Raw genomic sequence first — 16,949 nt, forward strand, 5'->3', positions numbered from 1 at the left:
ATGCAGCATTTGGACTTGCAGGTTATTGAGCAAGCGTTGACCTGGACCCGTAGTGGCGAGGATGTTTGGCTGTGCACAGTGCTCGCCACTTTCGGGTCCTCTCCGCGAGGGCCAGGTTCCTGGCTCGTGGCCCGCAGCGATGGGCGCTACGTTGGCTCACTGTCGGGTGGCTGTGTCGAGGAGGATTTCCTTGAACGCTTGCAGGAGGGTGAGTTCGGGGATCGTATTCAGGTCGTGCGTTACGGGGATGCCCAGGGTGGACCACGGGATTCGCGAATCACTCTGCCTTGCGGTGGAATATTGAAAGTGCTGATCGAGCGTCTGCCGGCCGACTCGGCGACACTGGACCAGTTGGAGATCATGCGTTCGACACTGCGCGGGCAGCGCCATCTGCTGCGTTGTGTCAACTTAAGCAGCGGCGATGCCCGTTTCGAGGTCGACGACGGCCTTGGCCCGCGGGTAGTTGAACAGGTCGAAAGTGAAATCGTGCATTTGCGGATCGGTCCGGCTGCGCGCCTGATCATCGCAGGTATGTCGCCGGTATCGGTGGCGTGCGCCGAGTTCGCCCGCACGCTTGGTTTCGAGGTCATCCTCTGCGACCCACGGGAGGAAGTTTTATTAGACATCGAGCTACCCGGCATAGAAATTAAGCCTATCTTGCCGTCGATGTTCATCAGTGCAGGGGGATGTCACGCTGCCACGGCAGTAGTGGCATTAACCCATGATCCGCGCATCGACGACCTGGCGATGATGGAAGCTATATGCACGCCCGCCTTCTACATCGGCGTGATGGGGTCGCTGCACACGTCTATGGTGCGCGCGGAGCGACTTCGCCGCATCGGGGGGCTGAGCGACGCGCAAGTCGCTCGATTGCACATGCCGATAGGCCTTTCCTTGGGCAGCAAGACGCCTGCCGAGATCGCACTGGCAGTGATGGCAGATATCATCCGAGTCCAGCGTGGAAGGTCGCGTGATGCGCTCTGAATTGATCGTCGATGGGCAAGGGCGGCGTCTGGGCAACCTGCGTCTGAGCCTGACCAGCGCATGTAATTACGCGTGCATCTACTGCGTAGCTGATGGCAAACGTCTTCAGGCTCGCAACGATAGCTTGTCGCTGGACAAGTTGTTGCTGGCGGTGGAATACCTGAAAACCGTAAATCCACTGGAGCGCCTGAGGATCACCGGCGGCGAGCCGCTGATCAGCCCTTTGTTCGATGGCTTTCTCGGGGCAGTAGGGCGGCTGGGCTTCGAAGATGTATCGCTGACCAGCAATGGTCAATTACTGTCGCGCAAGCTCCCTCTGTTATTGGAGGCTGGCGTCAAGCGTATCAACATTTCGCTCGACACACTGGATGCAGAGGCTTTCCAGCGCATCGCCCGGGGTGGGGATCTGGCCACAGTACTCGATGGCATTGACCAGGCCCTGGAGGCTGGTTTGCAGGTAAAAATCAACATGGTGCCGCTTCGTGGGCACAACCATGATCAGATCCTGCCTCTACTTGAGTACTGTCTGGCCCGGGGGGTGGAATTGCGCTTCATCGAGTTGATGCGCATGGGGCATCTGGCGCGCGATGATGAAACTTTTCGTCGGCAGTTCTATGGCATGGCCGAGATTCTTGAGGTTATCGGTCAGCACCATCCGTTCAGAGCAGTACCGAGTGCGCCCAGCGCCACGGCATTGCGCTTCGATATACCTGGGCGAGGTCACTTCGGCGTGATCGCCAACGCCAGCGCGCCTTTTTGCTGCAGTTGTAACCGAGTGCGCCTAAGTTCGAGCGGGTGGCTGCATGGGTGACTTTCCTCCAGCCAAAGCCATTACTTGGGCGATGCCCTTGAACTTCCACGCGATCTTGCCTTGTCACGTATTCGCGAATTGTCGAGGCACGCCTTACTGGACAAACAACCGACTCATTTCACGGGCGACCTCATGATCATGAAAGTCATTGGTGGGTAAGAAGCAATGATCCCTGAAACTGAATCGCCACCTCGGGTATGGGTAATACGCAGCATGGTTTCTGCCCGGGCTAGGAGCCAGGGCCTGCTAAGTGGTATACGGGCGATCGAGCACGCGGATGCATTGTCAGCGGCGAGCTTTCTCAGTGACATGCCCTGGATCACTGGCGACACTCTGCATCATCTCGTGTCAGTAGTCTCGCCTGAACGCATAGTTATTCCGACATTTAGGAGGGTGCAAGGGGCTAATTTCTTGTTAAAGCGGCAGTTCTGGCAAACGTTAAAGTTGCTTGCTGAGGACTTCGATGAAAAAGACCAATTGCAGGTGGCTCCGCACCCTGTATGGCCCCCAGAACTAAGCGATATCGATTCCCGGCGGCGTGTCGAAATCGAAGAGCTCATCGAATGGTGATCACGCCTTTAGAGTTTTCATCGTTCGCTTAGCTGTACAAGTACGACGTTCTACCTTTTTTAAGCTGGTTAAATGCGAATAACAACATCCAAGTCTACAAGCTACACATCGAGAAACATTCATCTCTGAAGCTTTTCTGTAGAGCTCCTTTGGAAAGAGATGAATCTTTAGCGCCCCTCGGGGCGCTATTTTTACCTAGTCGTTGGAAAATATATCTACTCAGGGTACCTGCAGTTTGACATATCCCTTCTAAGCGCAAGTCCTCGCCTGGAAAAGCGAATCGCAGATACCCACCCGCGTCGCCATGGTGCTTCCCGAACTGCTCCAACTGCCTGACAAAGAGCGGAAGAGCTGGCAGCGGTCTATGACCGAGCCAGAATAGCTGGACTGGCTTGCGAGGCAGCATGCACTACAATCAAAAAGCCTAGGCGGAGTGACGAAATATAGGCGCCGGAGGAGTGGACGCAAATGCAAAAGAATACTGAAAGGCTGACAATCTTGATTGCCCCATCGACTAAACAGCGTCTGGAGCAGGTCGCAGAAGAGGAAGACAAAACAACGTCGCAAATCATTCGGGGGCTGATAAAGCGATACCTCATAGAAGCCGAAACTCGGAGGTTGACCGGTGAACCGGAGTAATTTTCTTTCGGGCAAGACCGCGTTGGAGTTAAATATAGGAATACTCGGCCGCTTGGCCCCAAAAACCGTACTGGTCATCAAGGATGGAACTATCTATGGAAGTTACCTCAACTCATCCAGAGTATTTTGCGCATGTGCGCACGATTATCGGCATGGTCTTGGGCCTAAGCCTTGCGCGACTGGTAAATGGCCTGACACGCTTCGTACAGCACCCTGGAACAATTAAAGTTTATCCTGTCCACCTTGGGTGGGTGATATTCCTCTTCATCACGATCGTGCACTTTTGGTGGTATGAATTCCATTTATCGCGGATCCCCGTCTGGACATTCCCACTCTATGGGTTCCTGCTTTTCTATGCGATGGTGTTTGCAGCGCTCACGGCATTATTGTTTCCCGACCAAATGTATGAATACCAGGGATTCGAGGACTACTTCGAGCAGCGCAAGCGCTGGTTTTTCGGACTACTTGCCTTTGCGTTTTTGCTAGATGTTGGAGATACATTAATCAAAGGCGAGGACTATCTGTACTCACTCGGGGTCGAGTACTTGATCCGACAGATTGCGTTCGTCCTCCTTTGCATAATTGCAGTAGCAATCACTTCAAAGAAACTCCAGATGGTTTTGGTGCTCGCGGCCATTACTTATCAGGTGAGTTGGATCTTGAGGCTTTATGTCATCCTTTGACAAGGCTCGCACCCGCGGGTCTCCCACGGGCGCCGCAAGCTTCGATCTGCACGCGGCGGCCCGGTAAACAACCGGTTGAGAGCCCAAGTACCCGTGGCCTGATATGGTTCTCCACCGGGTTGTAGTCGATGGGCGCGGCCTCGTCTTCCAGGTAGCGCGTCAGCGCTACCCAGCGTTTAAGTCTGTAACCCAGGGTGTTGGCCGTTGCTGATCCATTGGGCATCTGATCGAGGCTGGGCGAGAAAGTCATGCCGCAGGTTGTGCCAGAGTAGGAGTCGATCAGCGGCGATAAGCTGATACCGGCATAAGTTTGCCGGTATCTCTTTTACTGCCACATCAGGAAAATCCAGTCACCGCATGGGGTACATATGGGGCCTCAAGGTGTTTGACTTCCTCTTCGCTCAATACCAACTCCAGCGCAGCGATTGCGTCGTCGAGTTGGGTTGCCTTAGAAGCGCCAACGATAGGTGCTGAGACGCCACGCTTGGCTAACACCCATGCCAACGCAAGATGCATGCCAGCATCAGGATCACCGAAGGTCATGCATCCAAGGCACAGTCTGGAAACATCAAGGCCCGTGCTACCAAGTTTCACGTACTTCATAAATCCTCCATCAAAACTTCGATTGGGTGGGTAGTTGCATTCGCAGCCCTCAACGCAAAAACCGAGCAAGTTCGGTTTCTATGTCATTGCGTGTTTAGTCTTTGAAATCGGTCGAGATAGACAGCTCTTTCCATTCGAGCAACTCAGCTTCAACCAAACGATTCTTCTCGCCAACGATGGCTACCGTGTCACTACCCATCGCCAAACGCTGTGGAGGGTTAGGTGCATTGACCAGCGTCAACATGGCTTCTGCAAACTTCAATGGATCACCGGGCTGCGCGTGGTTAGCGCCCTCAGCAAACTGCCGCATTTTACCGACCGTCTCATCGTAGTCAGACAGCTCCAGCGCGGTCTTGATCAACGACTGCTCATCAAGAAAGTCGGTGCGGAAGAAACCGGGCTCAACGACCGTCACTCGAATTCCCAAAGGTGCCAATTCCTGATGCAGTGCTTCGGTAATGCCTTCCACAGCAAACTTGGTGGAGCAGTACACACCCCAACCAATAAACGACTGATATCCGCCTACCGAGGAAATATTGATGATGTGCCCGCTACGTTGCCGACGCAGGTGCGGCAGAACAGCGCGCGTCACGTTGAGCACACCGAAGACGTTTGTGGCGAACAGGCGTTCCGTCTCTTCAGCACTGGTTTCTTCAACGGCGCCCAACACGCCAAAGCCGGCGTTGTTGACGGTCACGTCGATCTGGCCAAATCGCTTGATACCTTCGGCAACAGCCTGATGTGCTTCTTCTTCGCTGGTTACGTCCAGGCGTACAGCCAACAGATTCGGGTGATCTCCCAAGCGACTGGTAATGTCTTGAGGCTTGCGAGCGGTAGCGATGACTGCATCACCAGCACGCAGAGCTTGTTCTGCGATGAGTGTGCCAAAACCACGAGAAGCGCCTGTAATGAACCAAGTATGCATATCAACTCCTCCTGCCAGTAGCCCGTGCGGCATTGCCGGGCCTTACTGATAAGTTGACGCAACTTTAAATGTGCATTACTGATGTGTTAATACCATGAAATTTACTTAACTCTGTGAAAGCGGCTCACAAATGAAATCTCCATCTCCCGCCGATTAATGGATCTTTTTGAGCATAGCTCAGCATCTAAACCTGAGTAGAGCGGCGATAGATCTTGGCCTTACCCCCTCAGCATTGAGCCATTCGCTGCGAGTACTGGAAAGTCGTCTCGGCGTGCGCTTATTCAATCGGACGACTCGTAGCGTCGCCCTTACGGAGGCGGGGGAGCGGCTGTACATTCGTTTGCGGCCTGCGTTTCGAGATATCGATGATGCCCTTGAAGATCTCAATAGCTTTCGTGACAAGCCTTCTGGCAGTTTGCGCATCACCGCAGGACGCCAAGCTTGCGAATTGGTGCTGCTCCCAATTGTTAGCCCGTTTCTCCAGCAGTACCCGGATATCAGAGTAGAGATTGTCGAAAGTGATGCGTTTGTAGACGTAGTAGCTGGAGGGTTTGACGCTGGGGTGCGCTTCGGTAATCGTCTAGAAGCAGACATGGTTTCTCTGGCTATTGGGCCCAACATGCGGTCAATTGTTGTGGGGGCACCTTCGCTTTTCGAACGCCATGCTGCGCCGCAAAACCCCGAGGATTTGCATCGTCTCCCCTGTATTCGCCATCGATTTCCCAGCGGCTCGATTTATCGCTGGGAATTCGAGCGGGGGGGAATCGCCCAAGAAATCGAAGTGAACGGTCCACTCACTCTGGGTGACGTCAGCCTAATGCTCGGACCAGCCATAGATGGGCTGGGGTTGGCTTATGTCTTTGAAGGCATGGTGACTGAATATTTAGCAGATGGGAGACTGAAACAGGTCTTAGCCGATTGGTGCCCATACTATCCAGGGCTGCACTTGTACTACCCTGGCCGGCGACATACTCCTGCTCCGCTAAAGGCATTTATTGAATTCACTCGCTCTACCCGCCAGATCAAAAATTTATAGCGTTATTATTTTTTCCAACGACCTCTGTAATTGGCGTTCCTGGACGGAATTGTCAGGATTTCAGAGGCGCCAGAAGATCGCTTCAAGTCTACAAATTGAGGTGATCGGATAGCGCTCGACGGTGGTTTGGGAGCAGCAGCGTATGACTTTTTCGAGAAGTGGCTGTTGGACCTTCAGCCTGGGGGCATCCTTTTCAAACTATCCAAAGAATGCCCCCATTGTTGCCCCCAATCTCCGCCAATATGCGAGCGATCGCAAATGGCGATTTTTGACAGAAAACCAAGATGGAACTGGGTGGCCTTCAGTGTACTTCCAGACTGCTAGTGGATGGAGGTTAGGGGGCTCCCGATAGTCAGGCTGTTAGTTCCCGATTCATGGTAACAATTTCCTCGTGTGTGAAATTGCCAGCGGGAGTCATGAACTTGGTCATCAGGGCATCCCGGTTTTGAGGCGCCCTCAACTTGTCTGCCGCGCACAAGGCCGACTTCAACTCTGGCAACTTCAGTTCGGTGCAATAGGCAGGTGTGCCTGGTTGCTGACGCCATGAGTCTTCAAGGCTTCCAGCGGCAAGTGCGGTAAAGCCGGTATCCTCTACAAGATCCTGCACGATTGCTTCAGCATTGATGTCACCACCAGCTACAGGTAGGGCTATGCGTGAGGACGAGTCGGCTGGTTGGCCGTGCTCGGCAAGAGTCGCTGCGAGGACGGCATTCCATGCCTTAACGACCGGGCGTCCAATTTGCTCGCTTACCCAAACGCTTTCTGGCTTACCGTCATCTACTTCTTTAATTGCCCCGTCTCGCCCCGGATAGTAATTGGAGGTGTCAATGACGACGACCTTCTCGGGAACATTACTCAACGTTTGCCGGAGATCCGGGTATTTTGCAAAGGGGATCGAGAGGATAACGGCATCCACGTTGGACACAGCATCTTCTTTAGTCACCGCGCTTACACCGATTTCGTTGGCAAGGTTTTGAAGTGTATGAGGACTCTTCGAGTTTGCCAGTTTGACTTCATGGCCACACGCAGCGAGCTTACGAGCAAGCGTAGCCCCGATGTTGCCTGCGCCGATAATTCCGATTTTCATTTCAATAACATCCTCACCTACAAACAAAAAACAAGCTATTGCTTGGCTATTCAAACAAGCGGTGCCTGTCAGTCCATAAACGCTGCGAAAGCCAGCTTCAAACGACTGGCCTTGGCAAGCGATCTCCAGTGCCATCATGACGTTTTCGTACGTCGCTGTTTAACGCTCATGCACGCTGAGCGAAAGGCGACTGAGTCCAGGCAAGCAGATGCCATCTGCTTACCTGGAAGGCACAAGGTGCTACCCAAACGGTTAACATCATTCTGCCGGTGGTTTGTATCCCGCAAGCATTTTCAACACCTCATCATGTGAACCGCTCGCTTCAGCAAACCGTAATGGCTTGGCGCGCTCGACGACAAGTTCGCGTGGGGTCGGAGAGATCTCGAGCAGTTCGAAGATTTCATCCAGAAAGTCGTCCAAGGGCATGGCGTGTTCGTCGTTTTCCTGCCCAAGCAAAGTGGTACGTACACCCGGCGGCGCAAGCTCGATGACCTCGACCGGCGAGTCCTCTAGCTGCGCTCGAAGACTTTGAGTGAACGAATGAACTGCCGCTTTGGTTGCGCTGTATGTCGGTGTCGCAGGTAGCGGGACGAATGCCAGCGACGAACTGACATTGATAATCGTTGCACTAGGCTGCTTGATCAGATGGGGAGTAAACGCGTACACCATACGAATCGTGCCAAGTAAGTTCGTTGTCACGGTATCTTCGGCTGTACTCAGGTATTTCGAATTAGTCAGATCCTCCCAGTGCATGATCCCTGCGTTGTTGATGAGAACGTTCAGATTTGGATGGCTGATCGCAAGTGCGTCGCTGGTGCGCTGGATGGATTGTGGATCGGAGACGTCCAACAATACTGATTCAATACCTGGGTGTTCTGACACGATTTCGTCGAGCAGAGCCTTGCGACGTCCCGCGATGATGACTTTGTTGCCCGCCTTGTGAAGCCTAAGCGCCAGACCGAGGCCAATGCCTGAGGTGCCGCCAGTAACCAGAATCGTGTTGCCAGTGCTGTTCATAGTAAACTCCAGAAACGATGCTTAAGCGGACAAGTGTCCACTTGCAGAAAAGTACCGGACAACTGTCCGTTTAGCAACGCAATGAAGGAAAACTTTGCTCATGACTGACGAGTTGGTGATGCGTTCTGACGCCAAGAAAAACCGTGAACGGATACTGGAGGTCGCGGTGGTGGAGCTGACTAGCGATCCTGCGGTTCCGTTGAGTACGATTGCGAAGAAGGCTGGGGTGGGACAGGGCACGTTCTATCGCCACTTCGCCACCAGAGAGAAGCTGGTATTCGAGGTTTATCAATTCGAGATGCAGCAGGTGGCATCGTTGGCGGAACAGCTCCTCGCGACAAAACCACCTAAGGAGGCCCTCAGAGAATGGATGGACTGCCTCGCTGAATATGCAATGACAAAGGCAGGACTCGCTACAGCGATACAACAAGCTGCGTCTATTTACGAGTTCCCTGGGAAGTCGGGATACGCTCCAGTCCAGGCAGCTGCAGAGTTGCTTTTGAGGGCAAATGAAAAGGCTGGAACGATTCGTAGTGGGATTACTAACGACGACTTTTTTCTAGCCATCGCTGGAATATGGCAAATGGATTCCCAGAGCGAATGGCGCTCGCGTCTTGACAGACTGATGAACTTGGTGATGGATGGTCTATGCGCAGGCAGCCCCGAAAGCCTGAAAAAGAATAACGTCTAGCATCCAAAAATCAGGAGACGCGTCGGCGACAACAGGAAACGGAGCGCATCGACCAAAAGCCGGTTTTGTTTAGAGTCGGCTTGAGCTTGAGTAGGTGCCCCAACCTATAAGCCGTGCTCCATCCAGTAAGGCGACCATACTGCCAGCGTCCTTCTGGTCACTCCGTCCACCTGCGTCCTAGCCCGTGGACATTCACGAGGTCTCTCGGTCGCCGTCCTTCGAGACCCATCAGCAAATTTTCCAGAGCACGCTGTGCCATTGCATTGCGCGTATCGGTGGTCGCAGAGCCGATATGAGGTACGGTGACCACGTTCTTTAATTTGAAAAACCTTGAACTCGCTAGCGGCTCTTTCACATAAACATCTAAACCAGCTGCTCGTATCGTCTTTTCTTCAAGCGCTTGAATGAGTGCGTCCTGATCAACCACAGGGCCACGAGAAACGTTGATCAAGATACTTTCCGCGCCCATCAACGCTAGCTCTTTGCGTCCGATGAGGTTTCTCGTTCCGTCCGTCAATGGCACGACCGGACAGACAAAATCAGCCTCGATTAAAAGCTTTTCTTGCGGGACGAACCTCGCCCCGAGCACGTGTTCCAGATGTGGCTTACGACTATTGCCGCTATACAAAATGCTCATGCCAAAACCAAACCGACCTCTGCGTGCGATGGCTTCTCCGATTTTGCCCAGGCCGATAATGCCCAAGGTCTTTCCATGCACGTCACTCCCAAAATGGGATGCATCGATGGTATTTTTCCAGTTCCCCTCTTTCGTCCAGGCATCAAGCTCAGGGATGCGTCTCGCTGTCGCGAGGATTAGAGCGAAAGCTAGATCAGCTGTAGTTTCGTTCAAGACATCCGGCGTGTTGGTCAACATGATCCCTCGGCCGTTGAGATAGCTGAGGTCATAGTTGTCGTAGCCAACCGATATGCTCGAAATGATCTCAAGGTTTTCAGCCGAAGCCAGCTCAGCTTCACCCAGGCGACGATTACCGCCGATCAGTCCGTGCGCGCTGGAAATGGCAGCTTCAAACTGGGCATCCATGTCACCAAGCTCGGGACTCATGATGATGACGTTGTACTTATCTTTATAGGGTTCAAGCAGGCCGGGTGAGACGCGGCTGAAGGCCAGGATTGTCTTTTTCATGACGCTCTATTTCACCTGTTTCAAACTCAATTCGAATCGTGCTCTGACTTCAAATAGGTCTTTGCCCACTCCTGGTAATTGTCCGAGAGCGTGTATTTAGAAAGCAGCTCAGGGAGGGAAAGCTCGCTCCCCTCCGTGCCGCTTTGTTCGCGCAGCGCCTCGTAGGTTGCTTTGATTGCGGACAGATAGGGGGCATGCCCATTGACCACGATCCGCACATTGGCTGCACTCAGTTTCTCAACATCGCTCAGAGCAGGATTTCCATAATTGATCAGCATGATCGGCAGGGAAAGATGTGAGGTGAGTGCTTCCAAGTGTTGGAAATCCTGTACTCCGACAAGGCAAATCGCATCGGCCCCAGCTTTTTGATAGGCCGTGGTGCGTGCAATGGAATCTTCCAAAGTGGTAACGGCCACATTCGTACGGGCGATGATGTTGAGGGCATCATCTGAACGGGCAAACCGTGCAGCGTAAATCTTGCTTGCGGCTTCTTCCCTTTCGATAAGTACGTGCGACTGCTCGTCGTATTTGGCCGGCAGGTGGGTGTCTTCCAGCGTCAGGGCGGCAACTCCAGCTTTCTGAAGCTCGGTCACTGTTCGCATCACATTCAGCGCGTTTCCGAATCCATGGTCAGCGTCCCCAATAATTGGGATTTGGCTGGCTCGCCCGACTCTGGAAACCTGCTCGACATATTCATCAAGCGTGAGCAGTGCAATGTCCGGTGCCCCGAGCACTTGAAGCGAGGCGACGGAGCCTCCCTGGATGGCAACCTCAAAGCCAAGGTCGGATGCCATACGGACCGAGATGGGATCGAATACAGAAGCGGCAAATTTACAAACGGTTCCCTGAAGTAATTCACCAAACACCTTGCGCAATTCATGATGTGATCGCTCAATCATTTTTGGCTCCATCAAATTCTTTCAAGTAATTCGTTGGGCTCGTTCCGAGTTGAACGAGACCTGGAAAGCACTACCGGTCATAACCGTTTCTGACGTGGAATGACCGGGTCGCTTTGCGGATTATTTCTGCGCCAGCAATGCCTTCCTTGCCGTCTTTTCATGTTTCATGGCGGCAATTTCACGCTCACAGGCCTCGACATCGAACGAGTTGTCCCACTTGGCAATGGCAATGGCAATGGTGCCGATGCCGTTACCGATCAGGTTGGTCACGGCCCGCGCTTCGTTCAGGAACCGGTCAATGCCCAAGAGCAAAACGAGCCCTACCAGAGGAATGGAGTGGATAGTTGTGAGCGTTGCAGCCAACGTCACAAACCCCGCACCTGCCACGCCAGCCGAGCCTTTGGACGTCAGCAGGAATACGCCCAGCAGAATCATCTGATCCACAAACGTCAGTGGCGTATTGGTCGCCTGGGCGATGAAGATGGCGGCCATGGTGAGATAGATGCAGGTGCCGTCCGCATTGAAGGTGTACCCCGTTGGCAACACCATGCCCACTACTGACTTTTTGCAGCCAAGCTTTTCAAGCTTCACCATCATTCGTGGCAGCACGGCTTCGGTTGAACAGGTGCCAAGCGTGATGAGAATTTCATCTTTGAAGTAACGAAGGAATTGCATGAGCGGCATGCCCGACCATCTGGCCACCGTACCCAGCACCACCACGATGAAAATCAAGGTTGTGATGTAGAGCGCGATCAGCAACTGACCGAGTGACAGCAAGGTGCCAATCCCGTACTTGCCGATAGTGAACGCCATACCGGCACCCGCACCAATCGGCGCCAAGCGCATGACCATTGCAACGATCTTGAACAGGCCTTGCAGGAACAGATCAATGGTGTTGATCAGCGGCTTGCTGGTTTCGCCCATCTGAACCAGGGCAACACCCATCAAAACCGAAAGCAGAATGACCTGCAGCATGACGCCATTGGAGAATGCGCCGAGGAACGTGTGGGGGATGATATTGAGGAAGAAATCAATGGTGCCGCCCTGTTCACTGGCAGCCTGGCTGTACTTGTTGATAGCACTTCCATCAAGCGCGCTGACGTTAATGTTCATACCGACGCCAGGCTTGACGATGTTGACCACGATAAGGCCGACAACTAGGGCGATGGTAGATAGAATCTCAAAGTAGATCAGCGCTTTTACGCCAATCCGCCCGACTTCTTTGATACTGCCCATCTTCGCGATACCTACAACGACCGTACCGAAAATAATGGGCGCCAACAGCATTTTGATCAGTTTGATGAAACCATCGGCAAAAGGTTGGAGCTTGGCTCCGATATCGGGTACGAAGTAACCGATAGCTGCACCGATCACGATGCCGATCAGCACTTGTACATACAGCTGGCTATACCAACGGGATTTGGAGATTCCCACGGAAGCACCTCATTTTATTTTTGTGATGGGCATGTGGCTTGGCGTCAGTGGGTGACGCCTGAGTCTGCGGCCTCTTGCAAAGGGGCCGCAGATCGAGGTTGATCAGCCTTCGCCCAACTCACGCATTAATGCGTACAAGGCGGACTTGGCTTCGAAGCCAACACCTGGAATATCTGGCAGACCGACATAACCATTTTCCACCTTGATCCCGTCAGCGAAGCCGCCGAAAGGCTGGAACACGTCGGGGTAAGATTCATTGCCGCCCAGGTGCAGACCGGCTGCGATGTTCAGGGACATCTGGTGACCGCCGTGCGGAACTACGCGACGGGAAGACCAACCCATTTCTTCCATCACTTTCAGGGTGCGCATGTACTCCACGAGCCCGTAGGACAGCGCACAGTCGAACTGCAGGAAGTCGCGATCCGGGCGCATGCCGCCGTGACGCAGCAGGTTACGGGCGTCTTGGTGGGAGAACAGGTTTTCACCGGTCGCCATGGGCAGTTCATAGTGATTGGCAAGCTCAGCCTGGAGTGCGTAATCGAGCGGGTCGCCGATCTCCTCATACCCGCTGGAGAAGACCTTCCTCATATTCCCGCCACGACATGCCGTCCACCCCTACCGCTGCATCGCGGCGCAGGGCATAGAAACTCTGCGCCAATAACTGCGGTGTGATGTGGTGCAGCAAAGCCGTGAACTGCATGCCCTTGTTCCTTCGGGCTGCTTCACGTACACCTTCAAGTCCCATCGACGCGCAACTGATCCGGCTCAGTGTCCGGGGCGCGGGAGGCTTGTTGGTGTTTCCCTTGGCTACGTCCCTTTCCTCCACTATCTCCGCAGGGCCAGACCCTTTGTTCGATGGCTTCTCAGGTACTATGGACGTATCCGACTTCTCGGCGGCGTAGACAGCAGGGTTACGGCTTTTGGCCTTTCCTGCTCCGCTCGGTGCTTGCGCACCGGGCGCCGCTGAGATCTCCCAGTTTCCGTGCGAAGGACTTCCCGACGTGCACAGGGTCTCCGACCGCGCGGGATCAGTGCATGACTGGCGTATAACGCCATGCTCCGTATTGCCTTCTGCTTCGCTTAACAGCATCGGCATCCCGAATTCCTGATTACGCGGCTCAAAGGCTGGCCCATCGGTTTCCCCTGTCAACGCTTCACCCTGCACCTCACGGTGCAACATGCATGAGTCGGGGCCTGGTTGATTCGCCATTTCTTACCAGTATCGAACTTTCATCGACTATCCTCCGCCAGCTTTAACTGGTGCACTAAGCGTCCGGCCAAGTCAGCTTATAGTTGTGCAACCTACATTCTCGCTTCCCACTCCGGAACCCACCATGGTTTCACCTGTGGTTTTCAGAACGAGTTTGCACGTCTCTGCGCTTTACAGAATGGCGTTCGCTTTTTCCTCGTTCCTTCGCCCGCACCGCCATGGGCAGTTTTTGCAAACGGCTTTCCCTGACGGGAGCGATACGGGATGTCCACGTTCCGCTTACTGAAGTACGTCGGGTTAGGTGCCTGCTATCGACCGGGTGGCTGTGGGTCACGAGTGCGTAGTCGAAAGACGCAATTCCCACCTCCATTACCGTTTTGGTTCGAGCGTGTAAGCCATTTCCGCTCGTTCAATTTAACGATCGTTGCGCAGATTCACGTGTGTTCACCATACCAACTATCTAGCACTTGTCCGGCCATGGCTGCCAGAAGGGTACGCCTCTCACGATTGGTACCCCGCACCTCGCGGCGCCTCGTTACATTGTCAACGGCGCTCTTGATTCAGCCTTCTAGATTCACCCGGTGACACGGGTGGTTCCCGTCGAGGGGAACAACTTCATTAAGCGACTTCGTGTCGCACCTCGGCCCAATTATTGTAAATGGGCAAGGCCCCGTCATCGAGGTAGCGCGATAGCGCCGTCCAGCGCTACAGGCTGTAGTCCAACGCTTTGCTGAAAGCCGAACCACCGTGCACAAGATCACGCTGGACGATCATCCAAGCATGTAGCGCCCCCATCACCGGCACCGCTTTTTCTTGCCGTATTCGGCGGCGTAAATCCGGCTCCAGGGTGCGGACTTCACCCTCAATTTCATACAGCAACTGGATGTAACGCAGGGCCTGCTCGGCGAGTTGGCTCTTGTTGGCGGCGTGTAATTCGAAGAACTTACGCCGCGCATGGGCCATACAGCCAATCTCGGTGACGCCAAGCTAAAAACCGGCTTTGTAGCCGCCAAAATCATCACAGACCAGCTTGCCCTTCCAGTCTTGCAGGAAGTTGCGTGCATGTTCTCCGGCGCGGCTGGGGCTGAAGTCGTAAACCACCGCTGCGAAGTCCGAGAACTGGCTGGTGGCGTAGGCCCAGACATAGGAGCGATGGGTTTTCTTCGAACCTGGAGTGAGCATTTTCTCCAAAACCTTTTAATCGATGCATCAGCTGCGCGCTTACATCCGCCGCATCCGGGCAGGAGGATTGGGTAGGAACCATAGCGTGGGGCAGTGACCCACTGGTCTGATGGTTTTTAACTAGATGTGTCCGAAAAAAGCCGCGTTTTGTCCGCTCATCTACTCGAAGCAGCGCTGAGATTGCTGATTCAATAGGCGTCGGGGTAATTCATCCTGGCAGAGCACATAACAATGAAAAAAATTACTGCGATAGTAGTTGCGTGGGTCTGTGTAGCGGCCTCGCATGAAGCTTGCGCATTTTCTTTCGAGACTCCTGTGGAGGACTTACAGGCATCGCTGGACAGCGTGGTCGAATACTCAGCGATGTACCGAACGGCCAAGCAGGAACGCATTGTCCGTGACGGCCAAAACATCTTCGCCAACGCCAACGATGGCAGCGAGTATTACAGCCGAGGGCTGGTTTCCAACGCGTTCAAAATCACCTCTGAACTCAGTCTTAAAATGGATGACGACGGCTTCTTCGTACGGGGAAGCGCGTGGTACGACACCCAGCTAATGGACCACAAACCGAGCGGCGGAACGTTTGCGCTGAATAACACAGACAGCAGCGAGCGCTACCCATCGGACTTGAAAAATCGATTCGGCCAAGGTGCTCGATTGCTTGACGCCTATGTCTACGGCAACCGAGATTTTGGCGATGTGCCGGTCAACCTCCGCGTCGGTCGCCAGGTCATCAATTGGGGCGAAGGGCTGTTCTATGCCGATGGGTTGAACGTGGTGAACCCGGTGGATGTGGGCCGCATCGTGTTGCCTGGCGCGAGCCTGAAAGAAGCGCTGTTGCCAACCAACATAATCTCGTTCCAGGCCGGGCTGACCGAGAGCATTAGCCTTGAAGGTTTCTATGGCCTCGAGTGGCGTGGCAATGAAGTAATGCCGACGGGCGCGTTTCTCAACAACACCGACATTTTCGGCAAGGGCACCAACGGCCCGATAATTGATTTGCGCGACCAACTGACTGAGGCTGGCATTCCGTTGGAACTGGTGCCCGGTGTGAACGGTGTCGATGGCGTGGTGGCGGGCCTACGCTACCGCAGTGATCGTGACGCCCGCGACGATGGCCAGTTCGGTATCGCGCTGCGGTTTATGGCCGAGGAAATGGCCAACGCCGAGTTTAGCCTGTACTACCTGAACTACCACAGCAAGGTGCCGTTCCTTTCCATCCAGCCGGGGCAGTCATTCGGATGCAGCGCTGTCGGTGGCGGGCGCTTTGCCGATCTCTGCGGGCTGGCCGGTGCGGTGGATCCGGCGAGCGTGCCGTTGGTGGACGGCCTGGTGTTGCTCGACACCTCGGCGTATGACCTGGTGTACCCCGAAGATATTCGGCTATTTGGTTTTACCGCTTCCGGCAATGTCGGCGACACCAACTTCGGTTTTGAGCTGACCTACCGCCCCAACGCGCCCATCGAACCATCGATGAGTTATGAGCTTGAGCAACTGGCCAACGGTGCGCTGCTGGGCGGAGGCGCGTCCGGTGTGCCGATTGACCTCGGGGTATCCGGCGCCGCCGGCACCGACGCGATCAATCTGTACAAGCGCAAGGAGCTCTACACCAGCTCGGTGTCGGTCGTGCATGCGTTCGGTCCCAGCCTGGGGCTCGATGCGCTGTATCTGGTGGGCGAAGTCGCGGCCAACTACGTGCCGGGCAGCTACACCAGCACGCCGAACTACGCGTACCTGTCACCGTTCGCGTGGGGCTACACGATGAGCTTTTCCGGGACCATCGAAAATGCGCTGCCGGGTATCGATTTACTTCCCGGGCTGACCTTTCGTGAGGACGTCAGCGGGACCTCACCGGCGCTCAATGAAAACTTCATTGAGGGGCGTAAATCCTCGACTGTCCAACTCGGTGCCCAGTACGGCGAAAGCCTGAACGGCAAGCTCGCCTATACGGCGTTCTGGGGCGCGCGAAAAGACAACCCGCTGATTGATCGCGACAACATTGCGCTGAACGTTTCCTACTCCTTCTAAGCAGGT

General features: G+C 54.3%; 14 protein-coding genes and 5 pseudogenes. 8 read left to right on the top strand and 11 right to left on the bottom strand.

Features of this window, described 5'->3' with window-relative positions:
• The 5 genes and pseudogenes from AACY45_RS03705 to AACY45_RS03720 all read left to right on the top strand — a co-directional run bounded on the left by AACY45_RS03705 (window position 1) and on the right by AACY45_RS03720 (window position 3,687).
• Window positions 1–984 (top strand): XdhC family protein, encoded by a 984-nt coding sequence (locus tag AACY45_RS03705; RefSeq protein WP_339544207.1) that lies wholly within the window; start codon window positions 1–3, stop codon window positions 982–984.
• A 1-nt stretch (window position 985) separates the two neighbouring features.
• Window positions 986–1,954 (top strand): annotated as a pseudogene (locus AACY45_RS03710) (GTP 3',8-cyclase MoaA).
• A 54-nt stretch (window positions 1,955–2,008) separates the two neighbouring features.
• Window positions 2,009–2,365 (top strand): NTP transferase domain-containing protein, encoded by a 357-nt coding sequence (locus tag AACY45_RS29230; protein ID WP_445261160.1) that lies wholly within the window; start codon window positions 2,009–2,011, stop codon window positions 2,363–2,365.
• A gap of 468 nt (window positions 2,366–2,833) precedes the next feature.
• Window positions 2,834–3,004, top strand: coding sequence for a hypothetical protein (locus AACY45_RS03715; RefSeq protein ID WP_339544208.1), 171 nt, complete (start codon window positions 2,834–2,836; stop codon window positions 3,002–3,004).
• Between the two features lie 95 nt (window positions 3,005–3,099).
• Window positions 3,100–3,687 carry a hypothetical protein gene (locus tag AACY45_RS03720; protein ID WP_339544209.1) on the top strand — a complete coding sequence of 196 codons (588 nt, stop codon included), beginning with the start codon at window positions 3,100–3,102 and terminating at the stop codon, window positions 3,685–3,687.
• Between the two features lie 58 nt (window positions 3,688–3,745).
• Here AACY45_RS03720 and AACY45_RS03725 read toward each other — a convergent pair.
• The 3 genes and pseudogenes from AACY45_RS03725 to AACY45_RS03735 form a co-directional block, all read right to left on the bottom strand.
• Window positions 3,746–3,916, bottom strand: a pseudogene (locus AACY45_RS03725) (IS66 family transposase); the annotation flags it as partial.
• Between the two features lie 107 nt (window positions 3,917–4,023).
• A pseudogene (locus AACY45_RS03730) lies at window positions 4,024–4,197 on the bottom strand (aldo/keto reductase); the annotation flags it as partial.
• A gap of 187 nt (window positions 4,198–4,384) precedes the next feature.
• On the bottom strand, window positions 4,385–5,215 hold the full coding sequence (locus tag AACY45_RS03735) for an oxidoreductase (RefSeq protein ID WP_339544210.1): 831 nt from the start codon (window positions 5,213–5,215) through the stop codon (window positions 4,385–4,387).
• A 160-nt stretch (window positions 5,216–5,375) separates the two neighbouring features.
• Here AACY45_RS03735 and AACY45_RS03740 point away from each other — a divergent pair, with 160 nt between their 5' ends.
• The gene (locus AACY45_RS03740) at window positions 5,376–6,251 is read left to right on the top strand and encodes a LysR family transcriptional regulator (protein WP_339544426.1); all 876 of its coding nucleotides are present in this window, start codon (window positions 5,376–5,378) and stop codon (window positions 6,249–6,251) included.
• Window positions 6,252–6,603: 352 nt separating this feature from the next.
• Here AACY45_RS03740 and AACY45_RS03745 read toward each other — a convergent pair whose 3' ends face one another.
• Window positions 6,604–7,476 carry an NADPH-dependent F420 reductase gene (locus AACY45_RS03745; RefSeq protein WP_339544211.1) on the bottom strand — a complete coding sequence of 291 codons (873 nt, stop codon included), beginning with the start codon at window positions 7,474–7,476 and terminating at the stop codon, window positions 6,604–6,606.
• A gap of 120 nt (window positions 7,477–7,596) precedes the next feature.
• A complete protein-coding gene (locus AACY45_RS03750; RefSeq protein WP_339544212.1) occupies window positions 7,597–8,355 on the bottom strand; it encodes an SDR family oxidoreductase in 759 nt (252 codons plus the stop codon).
• Between the two features lie 100 nt (window positions 8,356–8,455).
• Here AACY45_RS03750 and AACY45_RS03755 point away from each other — a divergent pair, with 100 nt between their 5' ends.
• A complete protein-coding gene (locus AACY45_RS03755; RefSeq protein WP_339544213.1) occupies window positions 8,456–9,046 on the top strand; it encodes a TetR/AcrR family transcriptional regulator in 591 nt (196 codons plus the stop codon).
• A gap of 157 nt (window positions 9,047–9,203) precedes the next feature.
• On the opposite strand, the gene AACY45_RS03760 is transcribed toward AACY45_RS03755, so the two are convergent.
• The 6 genes and pseudogenes from AACY45_RS03760 to AACY45_RS03785 all read right to left on the bottom strand — a co-directional run.
• Window positions 9,204–10,190, bottom strand: coding sequence for a 2-hydroxyacid dehydrogenase (locus tag AACY45_RS03760; RefSeq protein ID WP_339544214.1), 987 nt, complete (start codon window positions 10,188–10,190; stop codon window positions 9,204–9,206).
• Window positions 10,191–10,216: 26 nt separating this feature from the next.
• Window positions 10,217–11,089: an isocitrate lyase/PEP mutase family protein gene (locus tag AACY45_RS03765; RefSeq protein WP_339544215.1), complete on the bottom strand. Its 873-nt coding sequence runs from the start codon at window positions 11,087–11,089 to the stop codon at window positions 10,217–10,219.
• Window positions 11,090–11,209: 120 nt separating this feature from the next.
• Entirely contained in the window at window positions 11,210–12,523 is a 1,314-nt protein-coding gene (gene dctA / locus AACY45_RS03770) for a C4-dicarboxylate transporter DctA (protein ID WP_339544216.1), read from the bottom strand.
• Window positions 12,524–12,625: 102 nt separating this feature from the next.
• Window positions 12,626–13,087 (bottom strand): annotated as a pseudogene (locus AACY45_RS03775) (enolase C-terminal domain-like protein); the annotation flags it as partial.
• A complete protein-coding gene (locus AACY45_RS03780) occupies window positions 13,083–13,703 on the bottom strand; it encodes a hypothetical protein (RefSeq protein WP_445261155.1) in 621 nt (206 codons plus the stop codon). The pseudogene AACY45_RS03775 and the gene AACY45_RS03780, both read right to left, overlap by 5 nt.
• A gap of 669 nt (window positions 13,704–14,372) precedes the next feature.
• A pseudogene (locus AACY45_RS03785) lies at window positions 14,373–14,918 on the bottom strand (IS66 family transposase); the annotation flags it as partial.
• Window positions 14,919–15,146: 228 nt separating this feature from the next.
• On the opposite strand from AACY45_RS03785, the gene AACY45_RS03790 reads away from it, so the two are divergent.
• A complete protein-coding gene (locus tag AACY45_RS03790) occupies window positions 15,147–16,943 on the top strand; it encodes a DUF1302 domain-containing protein (protein ID WP_339544217.1) in 1,797 nt (598 codons plus the stop codon).
• Window positions 16,944–16,949 lie beyond the last annotated feature (6 nt).

It is taken from the genome of Pseudomonas sp. RA_35y_Pfl2_P32 (assembly GCF_963970735.1).
Lineage (GTDB): Bacteria > Pseudomonadota > Gammaproteobacteria > Pseudomonadales > Pseudomonadaceae > Aquipseudomonas.